Origin of the sequence: Spirosoma aerolatum, assembly GCF_002056795.1 — a bacterium.
Classification (GTDB): Bacteria; Bacteroidota; Bacteroidia; order Cytophagales; family Spirosomataceae; genus Spirosoma; species Spirosoma aerolatum.
Genome location: NZ_CP020104.1, coordinates 5,032,422 through 5,045,634 on the forward strand (window position 1 = coordinate 5,032,422; position 13,213 = coordinate 5,045,634).

General features: G+C 46.7%; 16 protein-coding genes. 8 read left to right on the forward strand and 8 right to left on the reverse strand.

Annotated features, from left to right (window positions below; genetic code table 11):
- Positions 1–343 precede the first annotated feature (343 nt).
- From B5M13_RS20880 to B5M13_RS20905, 6 genes are all read left to right on the forward strand, one after another.
- Positions 344–424, forward strand: a complete 81-nt coding sequence (locus tag B5M13_RS20880; protein WP_080057499.1) for a potassium-transporting ATPase subunit F — start codon at positions 344–346, stop codon at positions 422–424.
- A gap of 13 nt (positions 425–437) precedes the next feature.
- Positions 438–623, forward strand: a complete 186-nt coding sequence (locus B5M13_RS20885) for a hypothetical protein (RefSeq protein WP_080057500.1) — start codon at positions 438–440, stop codon at positions 621–623.
- 246 nt (positions 624–869) lie between these two features.
- Positions 870–1,088 carry an ATP-binding protein gene (locus tag B5M13_RS34220; RefSeq protein ID WP_245860089.1) on the forward strand — a complete coding sequence of 73 codons (219 nt, stop codon included), beginning with the start codon at positions 870–872 and terminating at the stop codon, positions 1,086–1,088.
- A 33-nt stretch (positions 1,089–1,121) separates the two neighbouring features.
- Positions 1,122–1,604, forward strand: coding sequence for a response regulator (locus B5M13_RS20895; protein ID WP_080057501.1), 483 nt, complete (start codon positions 1,122–1,124; stop codon positions 1,602–1,604).
- A gap of 16 nt (positions 1,605–1,620) precedes the next feature.
- Positions 1,621–2,112 (forward strand): hypothetical protein, encoded by a 492-nt coding sequence (locus B5M13_RS20900; RefSeq protein ID WP_080057502.1) that lies wholly within the window; start codon positions 1,621–1,623, stop codon positions 2,110–2,112.
- 188 nt (positions 2,113–2,300) lie between these two features.
- The gene (locus tag B5M13_RS20905; RefSeq protein ID WP_155297310.1) at positions 2,301–3,167 is read left to right on the forward strand and encodes a hypothetical protein; all 867 of its coding nucleotides are present in this window, start codon (positions 2,301–2,303) and stop codon (positions 3,165–3,167) included.
- Between the two features lie 295 nt (positions 3,168–3,462).
- Here B5M13_RS20905 and B5M13_RS20910 read toward each other — a convergent pair whose 3' ends face one another.
- Genes B5M13_RS20910 through B5M13_RS20925 form a run of 4 tightly spaced genes read right to left on the reverse strand, consistent with a single transcriptional unit; the run spans position 3,463 to position 6,652 of the window.
- Complete coding sequence (locus B5M13_RS20910) at positions 3,463–3,810, reverse strand: L-rhamnose mutarotase (protein WP_080057504.1); 348 nt, start codon at positions 3,808–3,810, stop codon at positions 3,463–3,465.
- A gap of 43 nt (positions 3,811–3,853) precedes the next feature.
- Positions 3,854–4,666 carry a sugar phosphate isomerase/epimerase family protein gene (locus tag B5M13_RS20915; RefSeq protein WP_080057505.1) on the reverse strand — a complete coding sequence of 271 codons (813 nt, stop codon included), beginning with the start codon at positions 4,664–4,666 and terminating at the stop codon, positions 3,854–3,856.
- Positions 4,666–5,703, reverse strand: coding sequence for a zinc-binding alcohol dehydrogenase family protein (locus B5M13_RS20920; RefSeq protein WP_080057506.1), 1,038 nt, complete (start codon positions 5,701–5,703; stop codon positions 4,666–4,668). The genes B5M13_RS20915 and B5M13_RS20920 overlap by 1 nt, the downstream gene beginning before the upstream one ends.
- On the reverse strand, positions 5,696–6,652 hold the full coding sequence (locus B5M13_RS20925; RefSeq protein ID WP_080057507.1) for an aldo/keto reductase: 957 nt from the start codon (positions 6,650–6,652) through the stop codon (positions 5,696–5,698). The genes B5M13_RS20920 and B5M13_RS20925 overlap by 8 nt, the downstream gene beginning before the upstream one ends.
- Before the next feature lie 407 nt (positions 6,653–7,059).
- Here B5M13_RS20925 and B5M13_RS20930 point away from each other — a divergent pair, with 407 nt between their 5' ends.
- Positions 7,060–7,482, forward strand: a complete 423-nt coding sequence (locus tag B5M13_RS20930; protein ID WP_080057508.1) for a hypothetical protein — start codon at positions 7,060–7,062, stop codon at positions 7,480–7,482.
- A gap of 144 nt (positions 7,483–7,626) precedes the next feature.
- On the opposite strand, the gene B5M13_RS20935 is transcribed toward B5M13_RS20930, so the two are convergent.
- The 4 genes from B5M13_RS20935 to B5M13_RS20950 form a co-directional block, all read right to left on the reverse strand.
- On the reverse strand, positions 7,627–8,088 hold the full coding sequence (locus B5M13_RS20935; RefSeq protein ID WP_080057509.1) for a response regulator: 462 nt from the start codon (positions 8,086–8,088) through the stop codon (positions 7,627–7,629).
- Positions 8,039–9,520 carry a sensor histidine kinase gene (locus B5M13_RS20940; RefSeq protein ID WP_245859415.1) on the reverse strand — a complete coding sequence of 494 codons (1,482 nt, stop codon included), beginning with the start codon at positions 9,518–9,520 and terminating at the stop codon, positions 8,039–8,041. Before B5M13_RS20940 ends, B5M13_RS20935 begins: the two co-directional genes overlap by 50 nt.
- Before the next feature lie 130 nt (positions 9,521–9,650).
- Positions 9,651–10,190 (reverse strand): ATP-dependent protease subunit HslV, encoded by a 540-nt coding sequence (gene hslV / locus B5M13_RS20945; RefSeq protein ID WP_080057510.1) that lies wholly within the window; start codon positions 10,188–10,190, stop codon positions 9,651–9,653.
- 135 nt (positions 10,191–10,325) lie between these two features.
- Positions 10,326–10,799 carry an Lrp/AsnC ligand binding domain-containing protein gene (locus tag B5M13_RS20950; RefSeq protein WP_080057511.1) on the reverse strand — a complete coding sequence of 158 codons (474 nt, stop codon included), beginning with the start codon at positions 10,797–10,799 and terminating at the stop codon, positions 10,326–10,328.
- A gap of 485 nt (positions 10,800–11,284) precedes the next feature.
- On the opposite strand from B5M13_RS20950, the gene lepA reads away from it, so the two are divergent.
- Positions 11,285–13,072 (forward strand): translation elongation factor 4, encoded by a 1,788-nt coding sequence (lepA, locus tag B5M13_RS20955; protein WP_080060018.1) that lies wholly within the window; start codon positions 11,285–11,287, stop codon positions 13,070–13,072.
- The last annotated feature ends 141 nt before the right edge of the window (positions 13,073–13,213 follow it).

Here is a 13,213-nt window from a genome sequence, read left to right on the forward strand (position 1 = left end):
AGGCAAAGGTCTGTCGCCCAACGTCAGGTACATGCAGTCTGACTTACTCTTCCAAAATAGAAAAGTTGCCTTTCAAAATGGAAAGCTTTTTAATACCTGCTTTTTCCCAAAAACCAACGGCCCGAAACACAATAGACTAAAAATCAACAACTTACTAAATAACACCTGTTAACACCAGGAACTTTGGCATAGGTTTGGACCATCTGATACCGAAACCAAACAGGTCTTTTATGGGAACGCTCCTGCTGCTGATTGTGACTGCCATCCTTTGCTTTATCTTTTTCTACAAAGCCATCGACTGGTTCGAACACATTTAACCTAAACACCGGTTCACCGGACTATCATGATTACGCTCGTCTTTATTGTAGCACTTCTGGTTTTTGCCTACATACTCTACGTCCTGATTAAACCCGAAAAATTCTAACTCAAACTACACAATGACTACCGAATGGATGGGGGTTATTGTTACCTACGGTATCACCGTGTTGCTGGCAATATCATTGGGCAAGTTCCTTTTCGTGACGGTTCTCTCCGCTGATGTTGCCGAAGCCATCGCGGAAGTACGAAGTAAAGTGCAAGCCGAATCGCTGTTGAAGAAAACGCCGACCGCTTGCTTCGTCTGACCGGCGACATTCTGAATATGGTTCAGGTTGAGTCGGGGTAGATCGAACTCCACATTCAGTCGGTTAAACCATTAGAGATGGTCCAAACGGCCATGGCAGACCTCCGAACGCAGGCCGAGCAGAAACAAATTCAGTTTGCGCTGTCGGCATCCGATCGTAAAAGCGGATTTGGATAAAGCCTCTTAGGTACTGATTAACTTCCTGTCGAATGCCGTTCGGGACAGTCCCGAACAAGCAACGATCGACATTGCTGTTAATCAACTGGATAATGAAGTAGAATTCATGGTTCGGGATTATGGTCCAGGCTTACAACCCGCACACCGCGTTTGCTTGTTTGATCAGTATTTCAAAGCCCCCAGCCTCAATGGCCAGGTCAGTGGCATAGGGTTAGGTCTGGCCATTTCCACAGAGTTTATTCAATCGATGGGTGGACAGATCGGTTTGATATTCCATGATATATTGTAGATTTACTACAACATATTTAAATTCATTCAACGGATGTCACCTACCCGTTCGGGCCTCTTTTCAAAGCCAACAACTCAACAGGCTAAACTTCTATTAATTGAAGATAATGATGACCATTGGCTAGTCATGAAGCAGGTCCTGGCCCGGCTGCTTCCTCAGGCAACCTTACAGCGCGTAACTACTGCTCAGGAGGGGTTGTCTTTACTCCAGGAGTGGACCTATCAGGAATGGGAGTTACCTAAATTGATCCTACTAGATTTGTATTTACCGACTGCCCAGGAAGGCTGGCAGTTTCTTCGGCAAATCAAAGCTATGGCCCTCCCCTGTAGCCTTATACCAATCATTCTGCTCAGTATATCTGTGAGTCAGCAAGATATAGAGACTGCCTACCAGCTGGGAGTTGCTTCTTATTTGGTTAAGCCCACAACTCCTTCAGCATGGGAGAGTCTGTTTCGCTGCTTTCATACGTACTGGTGGGAAACAGCCATTCTCCCTCCTACTCAAATTTCATTCTAAATTCAAACGAATTAAAATGCCATTTCTAGTCAATCTATACACGCAGGAGCAGGGGGAACGTACGTTTTCATTCAGTGGAGTGTCGCTGGGATCAGGTCTGGACATCATCAACACACTGACACATAAGGGCGACCAACTACGAAGAGTACGCTACCTGGATGAGTACGGTGTTATAGACTTGCCGGTTTGCATCTTCGACGGATCTCCCTTCTCCAAATCCCTGGGAGACCTTGAGCAGGATTGGCAACAATTGCTGATTCAACCCAACGATTGGCTTCAGAAACCCGCTCAGAGAGACTGGCTTCAACGGGCCCAGGAAATCCAGCAAAGCCGGATCGCTCATCTACAGGAATGCCACGATCAGATGCAGCGACTGATCTGGACAACCCAGCGTCAACTAAAACGGGGGGTGCGTAAAGACCGTTTGTTACGCCACTATCAGCAAGCCCTGCATCACTTTAGAACATCACTTGCCCGAACCAAGGATTGCCAGCAGGTAAAGTTGTAGGCCTGAACTACCCATCGGGCCACCCTGACAGTACTGGCCATTATCATCTGTTCACCTGACTACCATCATATACGATTAGCTTTCAACAGGTCTTCTTTGCAGTCGAAATCCCGGTAAGGCTGCCGCTAGTGGAGGTGCGGTAATCCACCATCAAGGATCAACTAACCTTTTTTGATTCTATTATCATCATGAAGACCTACTCTATCCGTTTAATTATGAGCAGCTTATTGCTCATTTCGCTACTTGTTGCCTGTAGCGACCACCGATTTCCGGGCCTGGCACCTAATCGACTCCGTCTAAAAACACTAACCGAAGTAATTGGTAGCAACCAGTTAATAAGCGAGTTTATTTATGATGGCCAAGGGCGATTGAGTAACATCAAAACCTACCGAAAAGACACGGCTCGTCTGGAGTATACGTCCTATGTGTATGACAATCAGAATAAACTCACTCAACTCCAGCGAACCATCCAGACTCACCTAACCCCGGACCCGCCCAGAACTAAAACCGATAGCTATACTTTCAGCTATGGGACAGGTAACCAAATTACCGAAATCCGATATACCAACAACGCGGTAGATAGTCTTAATTTCATCTGCAAGCCTACTTATAATACGGCTAATCAAATTGTTGGCAACTCTGTTGAGAGCTTTAATGGGTATCAGTTCAACCAGTTTACGACCCAATTTACTTATACCAACAAAAATCTAACAACGGCTCGGATAACCTTTTTGCCGACGGGTCAGGTGAGCGAATTCAACTTCACCTACGATACAAAGGTCAATCCCTTCTATGGCATTATTATGCCTATTGCGACCCTCAATCTCGACCCCGTAACCATCTCTCCGGTATCGGTTTTCGTTTATCCGGCCAAGAATGACGGGATTGCCAATCTGATGTCATTGAACCAGAACAATCCCACCTCTGATGGGTATTATGATTTTGTCTACACATATAACAATCTTGGGTTACCTACCAGCCGAACGGCTTTCCGAGCTGGATTCCCGGATCGAATTGTGATGGGAACCTTAAATTTTGAGTACGAGTCCTACTAGATGTGCCATGTGGAATAGGACTAATTGGCATGGCGCTTCGGCCACCCCATTAATCAGGATGATATCTTGACAATTATGCCCCACAGAAAAAAAGCAGACCATAACACTTAGTCTGCTTTTTATTGATGTTGTATGTCTATATTCTACTTCTCTTAAAAGAGCAAATACCGTGTCATAGTTGCCCCGCAACTTGTTGTATATTACGAATAAGCTATTTAATGACACCAATTGACATTTAAACTATACGTAACTGCAAAATTCTCAATAACTAAACGAATCCAGTAATGCTTGAGGACTACGCTTCTTTCTCAAACTGAAAAATCTGATCCATCAACACCCATTTTTCGCCTTCTTTGGCCCAGGGCAAGGGCTGCTGAAACCGCCACATCAGACGCTCCCACTCCTGCACATGCGGATTGTCAGCGTCCAGCTCCCGTTTCTTTTCAAAGCTAAACGCATCATCCGTTTCCAGGATCATAAACATCCTGTTACCGGTTCGATAAATCTGAAGGTCCTGAATACCGGCTTTCAGGTCATTGGCCCGTACTTCTGGCCAACCGCTCCCTTTGGCGTGCCACTGTTCGTATTCACGAATCAGTTCAGGATCATCTTTCAGGTCGAGTGCCAGACAGAATCGTTGCATGGAGCTTACTTGTTAAGTAATTACTAATTTGTAAAAAATGAAATTAGCCAAAATAGGCTTTGAATGACCGGATGGTTTGCCGGGCCGCCTGATCAGAATCTGGAAAAGGAAACGCTTCCGCCGAAATATACCCCGTATAGCCAATTTCTTTGAGGGCAATGGCCACTTCGTCCATGGCGGTGTGCCCAAATCCAATAGGTCGTCGGTTGCTATCGGCAAAGTGAACATGGCCAATGTACGACCCCGCTTTGCGGATGCTCTCAGGCAACGATCGCTCTTCAATGTTCATGTGAAACAGATCAGCCAGCAACACGACCTGATTGGTAGTTAGGGAGCGGATAAACTCAACTCCCGTGCTGAGGTCATTGATCAGGTTGGTTTCGTAGCGGTTCAGTGGTTCGTAAATTAGCTTCACACCCAGCGTTTCGGCATGATTACCTAGCTGATATAACCCATCTGCCAGCCAATGAAGTGCCTGCTCTTTTTCTACGCCCGGTGCTATGTTTCCCTGCATAGAGCCGATAATGGCTGGGGCGCCAACAGTTGCCCCGAACGACATCATAGCGGCAATGAAGGCTACCGCGTGGGCGCGAATCTGCGGATCAGGGTCAGTCAGCGTTAATCCATGCAGGACTTTTCCCGCTCCAGTTCCTACAGCCGCTATCTTCAGGTCAAATCGACCCAGTAAATCCGTTAACTGACTGGAACTAACGGTATCGGCAGCGGGCGTAAATAACTCAACGGCATCGAAACCTAAGGCAGCCGCTTTGGCCATACTCGTTTCCAGATCATTCCAGTAAATCCAGGGGCCCGTTTTGATGGCAGGAACCAGCGCAATAGTAACACAGGATTTCATCAATTCGCTATGGGATCAAAATTGACCATAATTTTCGTGATTGGTCCTGGATTAGCTGACCAGTCTGCCAGAGCAGCCCCCGCTTCATCCAGCGAAACCATCCGGCTAATCACCGCATCGACTGGAAATTTACCCGCTTCCAGGTACTCGATCACCTCCGGAAATTCGCTCAGGCAATTGCGGGAGCCCAGAATTTCGATTTCTTTTCGAACGAATGTACCCGTGTTGTAATCAACGGGCTTTTTTGCATAGCCAATATAAACCACGCGCCCCGTGTAGGCCACCTCATCGACGGCGGCCCGGTAAGTAGCCGGATGTCCGACAGCTTCGATAATTACATCAGGACCGTCTCCATCGGTAATTTCCGTCAGCGCTTCGTGCAGATCGACGCGGCTTGTGTTGATGGTATGAGCCGCTCCGGCCAGGCTCGCTGTTCGCATTTTAGCATCGTCGATGTCGATGGCAATCACCTCAGCCCCTCGATGAACCGCAGCTGCCACAGCACCCATACCCACAATACCGCAACCGATAACCGCCACTCTTTCGCCCGCTACGACCCGGCCCCGGCTCACGGCATGAAAACCTACCGTCAGCGGCTCAACCAGCGCCAACTCCCTGACCGACAATGTAGCCGAACTATGTAGTTTTTGCCAAGGAACGCTGATCAATCGGGTCATCGCACCGGGTCGACGGACACCCATCGTTTTGTTGTCCTGACAGGCATTGGGCCGCCCTTTGCGGCAGGAAAGGCAAACGCCACAATTCAGATACGGATTTAAGGTAACCCGCATACCCGGCTGGTACTGCCCCGGCACCTGGTTACCTGTTTCCAGCACAGTAGCCCCCACTTCGTGGCCCAATACGTTCGGATATTCCTGCAATTCGAACAGCCCCCGAAAACCGTTGAGATCGCCCCCGCAGAAACCTACCTTATTCACTTCCAATAATACATCCTCCGGGCCGGGGGTGGGAATATCGATCTCGCGTATTTCGGTTTTTCCAGGTTCCACCAGCACCAAAGCAGGTTGTTTATTCATCTTGACTGTTCGATTTAGGGATATTATTTTCCGGTTTTCCTTCAAACCACATCTGATTTTTTACCGGAGCGACCAGCTTCTCAACGCGTTGCAGTAATTCGTCGGGAACGTGAATGTCCAACGCCCGCAAGTTCTGCTCGACCTGATGTTGCTCCGACATACCGACAATGGTGGTTGCAATTACCGGGTGACGCACCGCATAGTTCAACGCTACATCGCTCAATACCAGACCATATTCACGACATAAAGCGATTAGTTTGGGCTGTATGGCTTTCACTTCCGGCGGAGAACTTTGCCAGGGTGGAATCGGAGCATCCGACAAAATCCGCTGCATCAGTGGAGCGGCATTCATCAGGCCAAATCCTTTTTCGATGGAAAGAGGTACTAGCTCGTCATTGATTTCATCTTCCAGCAAGGTATAATGGCCCCAGGAAAGGACCGCATCGACCTCTACTTGCCGGGCTATCTGCGCCAGATACCGGACGGGTAAGCCCGAAAATCCGACATAACGCGCTTTACCCATGGCTTTTACCTTCAGAGCTGCCGGAATAGCCTCGTTCAGTACCTGTTGCCGATCGCCAAATTCAATATCGTGGACAGTCAGTAAATCCACGTAATTGACCTGTAACCGTTCTAGAGATTCGTCGATGCTCCGTAAAACCCGTTCGTAGGAAAAATCGAATACACCATTGCCATATCGGCAACACTTTGTGGCTAGAAAAACGGAATTACGTTTGTTTTTCAGCGCTTTACCCAACCGTGTTTCAGCCAGTGTATCACCATAGAAGGGGGCTACATCGAAGAAATTAATGCCCTGATCGATGGCCGCATGAACGGCACGGATACTTTCGTCTTCGGTAACATCGTTAAACACATTCCCTAATGGAGAGGCTCCGAAACTTAGTTGTGATACGACCAAGTCCGTCTGCCCTAATTGACGATACTGCATTGATTCGTTTTGAAAAAAGAATCCTGGTAGTTGCTGTCCCACTCGATGACAACAGTATGATTCACTACTACCTGATACCTGAAATACTCAGATAGCAAATGCGCTCAATACTCGTTTCTACTAGCGAAAAGCCTATATAAAGGCCCAATTAGCAGAAAATTTTGCCGGTAAAGGTAATATAAAGTAAAAATAGCGCTCCAAATCAAAAAGTTGTAGATCGCCCTGAGATAAGCCGATAACTGAGTGAGCCGCTGTAAAATATTACAAATTTCCAGGTGGTGGGGCTAGGACGTTAGCCTTGCCTTGAATTTGCCTATAGCCAGAGAACAAACTATCCGTATTTTTACTTAATAATCCCCTACATTTGGGTATCTATCTAGATTAACCACTCAACCATCAATAGCGTCATGTCCGGTTTTTCCGTCAAAAGACTTTGTAGCAGCTTTGCTTTGCCAATTTTATTGTTGGTCATTGGCTGTGGACACTACGTACGTCCCAGTATCGCCCAGGCCACTGCGGGTAGTTATCAACTGGATCAGTATTCAACAGCCAATCTTTCCGACAACAATCCTACAGGTACGATTCAGGTCACTGAAATCAGTCCTGACCTGATTAATATTACCGTAATGGGCACATCAGGCAAAACTAAATTTACCTATACCTACTCCAATGTCGACGTAGTTTTAACAGGTCAAAACGCCTTCGACCAGGATATGTTCTCGCTGATTTATAAGGGAAAATACTTAGGTCAGGCTGGTAGTGATGGCATTAGCCGATTTATTGAAATTTACCCCACACCCCGCATTACACTGCGAGCTATTGAATATTAATGGTGGCAAACGTAGTGACGGTGATTTCAAAAGATAGAGAAAATCTAAACTAATCTACCAAAACATACTCTAGTGTGTTAAAGTGTAAACATGGTTCACTTAGGTCTGTTTTCTACTTTAACACTTTAACACTTCAACTATTCATTAAAACTCAGGGTGTTCGCAAACGGTTACGATACTGAACCAATATTGACCAATGGCTTTAGTAACTTCACTCAGGCGCTGAAACGTCGAAGGTTTGGTAATGAAACTATTGGCACCGTTAAAGTACGACGTTTCAATATCCTCTTTGGCATCAGAGGTTGTCAGAACAATGATTGGAATATGCTTAAACTGGTCGCTTGACTTAATTTCACGTAACACTTCACGCCCATCTTTGCGGGGCATATTCAGGTCCAGCAGAATCAACTCAGGAATCGTGTGCGTTGATCCGGCATACCGACCACTATAGTTCAGAAAATCCAGCAAGTCTTCCCCGTCTTCAGCAAACGAAATACGACTAGCTGGGTAATGCTGATGAAAAGCTTCACGTGTTAAATAACGATCGTCTTCGTCGTCATCGACCAGTAGTATATGAATAGGTTTCGGCTGAAGTTGGTCTGTCATAATGTTGTAGTAATTGGCTTTCTGGTAAAACAACCACAAATGTGGTTCCCTCGTTTGGTTGACTCCGTGCTGTGATAATGCCGTGATGGCGCATAACAACCCGTTTACAAATGGCTAGCCCGATACCAGTACCTTCGAAAGCGGTTTTGCCATGCAATCGTTGAAAAACTTTAAAGATGTGATCTAAATATTTCTCCTCAAACCCTATCCCGTTGTCTTCAATAGTGATTTCAAAATAAGGCCTGTCTGGAATTAGTTCAGGATAGGCTTCCCCTTGAACTGGATGCGCCATGATCCGAAGCAGAGGCCGAACATCGGGTCTGGTAAATTTAAGCGCATTCGAAATCAAATTGTTAAAAAGATGGTCCATTTGGCTGGGCACGGCCTGAATCGTAGGCAATTCACCCACCTCAAGCTGCACATCCAAGCCCTTGATCCGCAATTCCTGGTCGTCGAGAATCCGCTGCACAATATCGGCCAGCGATACGGATTTAAAGCCTTCCTGATGATTCGATATTCGCGAGAAATTTAATAAATCCTTTATCAGTTTCGACATACGCTCAGCCGAATGCGAAATCTTACTCATAAACATAAGGCTATCCGCATCGAACAAACTGCTGTAGCGATCTGTAATCAAATTCGCAAAGGACTGAATTTTTCGTAGCGGCTCCTGCAAATCGTGACTGGCCACGAATGCAAATCGTTCCAACTCTTCATTCGATGTTTCAAGTTGCCGGATTTGCCCTTTCAATTGATTCTCATACTCACGTAGCTGGTCTTCCGTTTCCTGACGACGAATTAGTTCCTGCTCGAGCAATCGGTATGAAATGACCAACACCATAAACGTTAGCAACGACAGCAAAAAAATCACAGTCAAGGTATTCCGAAACGAACGGACAGCCAGGTTATTCCGCATCTCCATCAACGACTGCTCTGTCTCGACCATAATCGACACATGCTGCCGAATGATATTCATAAGTCGCTTGTTTTGCGCACTTATAGCCAGATTTGCTTTATCGGCCATGCTCGTTCCGATTCGAACCTGCGTAGCCGCTAGCTTATCGCTAATTAGCTCGGCCAGCACTTGTTGACGGTGCTGTTGAAGTCGATTGTCGGTGCTTAACTCTTTCAGCTTTTTAAGCTCAACTGGCAATTGACTAACTGCCTTATGATAGGGTTGCAGGTAGGATGTATCATTGGTGATCAGGTATCCTCGTGAGCCTGCTTCCAGATCCTTGACTAATGACAAGATTCGCTCAAGCGTTCCTGTCACTTCATACGTATGACGGACCCGCTGCGTATCCTCCCCATGTTTATTATAGCTGTAAAACGAGATTATAAACCCCGACGCAATCAATACCATAGCTACAATGAATCCCAGGGCTATTCGCCGATTCATAAGTCTGGGACCAAACTGTGGTGCAATCTTCATAACGTCAGAATTCTCATGTAGCAAATGTAAGGAATAGGGTCAGGACTTGTGAAATGATAAACATATAACAATGTATTGCAAATACATTGCCACGCTTCGCTTGTTTTTACATTCCAATGATTCTACTACCCTATAACGATTCAACCACCAAATTATGGTTTGTATAGATGCATACATCGGCTGCAATATGCAGACTTTCCCGAACCATCTCCTCGGCAGACAGGTCTGAAGCATGCTTTTTCAGGGCAATAGCCGCCGATTGGGCGTACATGCCACCAGAACCAATGGCAGCAATATCGCTATCGGGCTCGATCACATCGCCTGTGCCTGATACAATAAGAAGATCGTCTTTCGATGCAACGATGAGCATAGCTTCAAGCTTTCGCAAATAGCGGTCTGTACGCCAATCTTTTGCCAGTTCGATAGCTGCCCGCTTCAGATTGCCTCCGTACGCATTCAATTTCTCTTCAAAACGCTCAATGAGCGTAAAGGCATCGGCGGTTGACCCAGCAAAACCCGCCAGCACTTTCCCTCCCATTAATACCCGAACTTTTCGAACATTACTCTTGGCAATAGTATTTCCCATAGTAGCCTGCCCATCGGCACCCAGGGCCACATGGCCGTTGTGCCGAATGCCAACTACGGTTGTTGCATGAATTGTAGGTTGCATAACTTAACTTGTATTGGTGGGTATAACACGGGTGAAGCCGTTTAGGGTTCACAGCCTGGAGCCTGGAGCGTGGGGGTTGGAGCAGGGAAGCATTTTTCCGATTATCCCTGCACCAAGCCCCACGCTCCAAGCCCATCACTCTTCCGAAAAGGGGATTGAGCGGTTAATGCTCTCTTCGAGTGAGATAAAGGTTTCCGTACGTTGTACTCCGCTCACTTTCTGAATTTTATCGTGTAGCACTTCTCTCAGATGCTGGGTATCACGACAAACGATTTTGGCGAATATGCTATAAATACCCGTTGTATAGTGCACATTGACGACCTCAGGGATTTTTTCCAGTTGCCTGGATACATCTTCATACAATGAGCTTTTATCTAAATAAATACCCAGAAAGGCACTGATATCCCAACCTAGTTTGGCGTGATCGATCACCAGCTGCGATCCCCGAACAATACCCATCTGCCGAAGCTTATTCATCCGAACATGTACGGTTCCCCCCGAAACGAAGATTCGTTTCCCAATTTCGGTGTACGGCATATTGGCATCCTGCATTAGCAGGCTCAGTATTTTTAGATCAGTATTATCAATTTCTAAATTTTTTTCCGCCATTTCAATCTATTTTTCGATGAAGTGCAACAAATCTACTCCATTTTTAAATGAATTATAAATTTTAAGAAATTTTTATGTGAAATTTGCAACAAATATCACCTATTACTTAACTTTGCAATGTCAAGTTGATCGAGCGGGGTCAGCACGCCGGTCTTCTTGACATTTTTTCCTCACACTGTAGGATGTCGAAATTGGCAGACGTGCCCTCCTGTCTCGGGGGTGGTGATAAAGGATAAACGCAGCATAATGCCGCCCTCGTGGCGACTGGGGTTGACCACCAGAGATTGTACTGTAGCTAACTGCACCGTGGGCGGTTCGAGTCCCCCTCCTACAGCATTTGGTTTTTAGTTTGTTGATGAAGTGTAATTGAACACGCCGGCTCCTGGATGAGACCGGCGTTTGTTTTTTATGCGTATTTTTGCCGTTTAAAAAGGTAGTTCGGCCCATACCGCTTGAACTACAAACCTCAAACAGGATTTTTCTACGTGAAACACATCCGTAATTTTTGCATTATTGCTCATATCGACCACGGAAAAAGTACCCTGGCCGACCGATTATTAGAATTTACCAAGACAGTAGGTGCCCGCGACATGCAGGCCCAATTGCTCGATGATATGGATCTGGAACGAGAACGCGGTATCACCATCAAGAGCCATGCCATCCAGATGGAATACATGCATAAGGGGGAACTTTATACCCTGAACCTGATCGATACACCAGGGCACGTTGACTTTTCCTACGAGGTTTCGCGATCCATTGCCGCCTGCGAAGGTGCCTTACTTTTGGTCGATGCGTCGCAGGGAACCGAAGCACAGACCATCTCCAACCTCTATCTGGCCCTGAATAACGATCTGGTTATTATTCCTGTCCTGAACAAAATTGACCTTCCCGGTGCCATGCCCGAAGAGATTAAGGACGAGATGGTTGACCTGCTGGGCTGCGACCGGGACGACATTATTCCGGCATCGGGTAAAGAGGGCATTGGTGTTCCTGAAATTCTGGCCGCCATTGTCGAGCGGATTCCAGCCCCAACCGGCGATCCTGATGGCGCCTTACAGGCACTGATTTTTGATTCGCATTTCAATTCCTACCGTGGTATTGAAGTTATTTTCCGGGTTAAGAACGGACGGATTCGGAAAGGCGACAAGGTTAAATTTATGAACACCGGCAAAGAATATATTGCCGATGAGGTAGGTACTCTCGGCTTGGACCAGGTGCCTAAACCAGTGATCGAATGTGGCGATGTAGGCTACCTCATATCAGGAATTAAAGTAGCCAAAGAGGTAAAAGTCGGCGATACCGTTACCACCGTCGACAATCCTGCCAGTTCGGCAATTCAGGGTTTTTCGGAAGTGAAACCAATGGTATTTGCGGGCATTTACCCTGTCGAAACCAGTGAGTTCGAAGACCTCCGCGATGCTATGGAGAAGCTCCAGCTCAATGATGCGGCTCTTGTATGGGAGCCCGAAACATCGGCGGCCTTAGGCTTTGGCTTTCGTTGTGGCTTTCTGGGGATGCTTCATATGGAGATCGTACAGGAGCGTCTGGAGCGTGAATTTGACATGACGGTCATCACTACAGTGCCCTCAGTGCGCTTCGAGGTGATGACTACCAAAGGGCAGGACATTCAGGTATCGGCCCCCGCTGATATGCCTGACCCGAACCTCATCGACTATATTGAAGAGCCATTTATCCGGGCACAGATCATTACCAAGGCCGAGTATGTGGGGGGTATCATGAGTCTATGTATGGATAAGCGGAGTATACTTAAAAACCAGGTATATCTAACCGCCGAGCGGGTTGAACTCCAGTTCGAGATGCCACTGGCCGAAGTCGTATTCGACTTTTTCGATAAGCTTAAAACGATCTCGCGTGGGTATGCTTCGCTCGACTATGAGTTTATGGACAACCGGGAATCGGACATGGTCAAGCTCGACGTTATGCTCAACGGCGATAAAGTCGATGCCCTCTCAGCCATCGTCCACCGCTCGAAATCGTACGAATGGGGTAAAAAACTCTGCGAAAAACTCAAGGAATTAATTCCGCGCCAACAGTTTGAAATCGCGATTCAGGCCGCTATTGGACAAAAAATCATTGCTCGCGAAACCCTGAGCGCCTTGCGAAAAGACGTACTGGCCAAGTGTTACGGTGGCGATATTTCGCGGAAACGTAAACTGCTCGAAAAGCAGAAAAAAGGAAAGAAACGTATGCGCCAAGTCGGCAACGTCGAAATTCCGCAGGAAGCCTTTATGGCCGTTCTGAAGATCAACTAATCGAAAAGCCAGTTCAGTAATGAGCTGGCTTTTTTTAAAACCGTAACAGCCAGCCCATAGCTACACTATCAGCAGTTTAGACACTTAACAAAAACGGCATTTTTTTTGCGTTGTGGTTACACAATTGAACAACCATAGCCC

Excerpts from the sequence above, each read along its gene's own strand:
- B5M13_RS20885 (WP_080057500.1), top strand. The coding sequence starts at position 438 with ATGACTACCGAATGGATGGGGGTTATTGTTACCTACGGTATCACCGTG.
- B5M13_RS20900 (WP_080057502.1), top strand. The coding sequence starts at position 1,621 with ATGCCATTTCTAGTCAATCTATACACGCAGGAGCAGGGGGAACGTACG.
- B5M13_RS20930 (WP_080057508.1), top strand. The coding sequence starts at position 7,060 with ATGTCCGGTTTTTCCGTCAAAAGACTTTGTAGCAGCTTTGCTTTGCCA.
- B5M13_RS20940 (WP_245859415.1), bottom strand. The coding sequence starts at position 9,520 with ATGAAGATTGCACCACAGTTTGGTCCCAGACTTATGAATCGGCGAATA.
- B5M13_RS20910 (WP_080057504.1), bottom strand. The coding sequence starts at position 3,810 with ATGCAACGATTCTGTCTGGCACTCGACCTGAAAGATGATCCTGAACTG.
- B5M13_RS20935 (WP_080057509.1), bottom strand. The coding sequence starts at position 8,088 with ATGACAGACCAACTTCAGCCGAAACCTATTCATATACTACTGGTCGAT.
- B5M13_RS20915 (WP_080057505.1), bottom strand. The coding sequence starts at position 4,666 with ATGAAATCCTGTGTTACTATTGCGCTGGTTCCTGCCATCAAAACGGGC.
- B5M13_RS20920 (WP_080057506.1), bottom strand. The coding sequence starts at position 5,703 with ATGAATAAACAACCTGCTTTGGTGCTGGTGGAACCTGGAAAAACCGAA.
- B5M13_RS20925 (WP_080057507.1), bottom strand. The coding sequence starts at position 6,652 with ATGCAGTATCGTCAATTAGGGCAGACGGACTTGGTCGTATCACAACTA.
- B5M13_RS20905 (WP_155297310.1), top strand. The coding sequence starts at position 2,301 with ATGAAGACCTACTCTATCCGTTTAATTATGAGCAGCTTATTGCTCATT.
- hslV (WP_080057510.1), bottom strand. The coding sequence starts at position 10,190 with ATGCAACCTACAATTCATGCAACAACCGTAGTTGGCATTCGGCACAAC.
- B5M13_RS20895 (WP_080057501.1), top strand. The coding sequence starts at position 1,122 with ATGTCACCTACCCGTTCGGGCCTCTTTTCAAAGCCAACAACTCAACAG.
- B5M13_RS20950 (WP_080057511.1), bottom strand. The coding sequence starts at position 10,799 with ATGGCGGAAAAAAATTTAGAAATTGATAATACTGATCTAAAAATACTG.
- B5M13_RS20880 (WP_080057499.1), top strand. The coding sequence starts at position 344 with ATGATTACGCTCGTCTTTATTGTAGCACTTCTGGTTTTTGCCTACATA.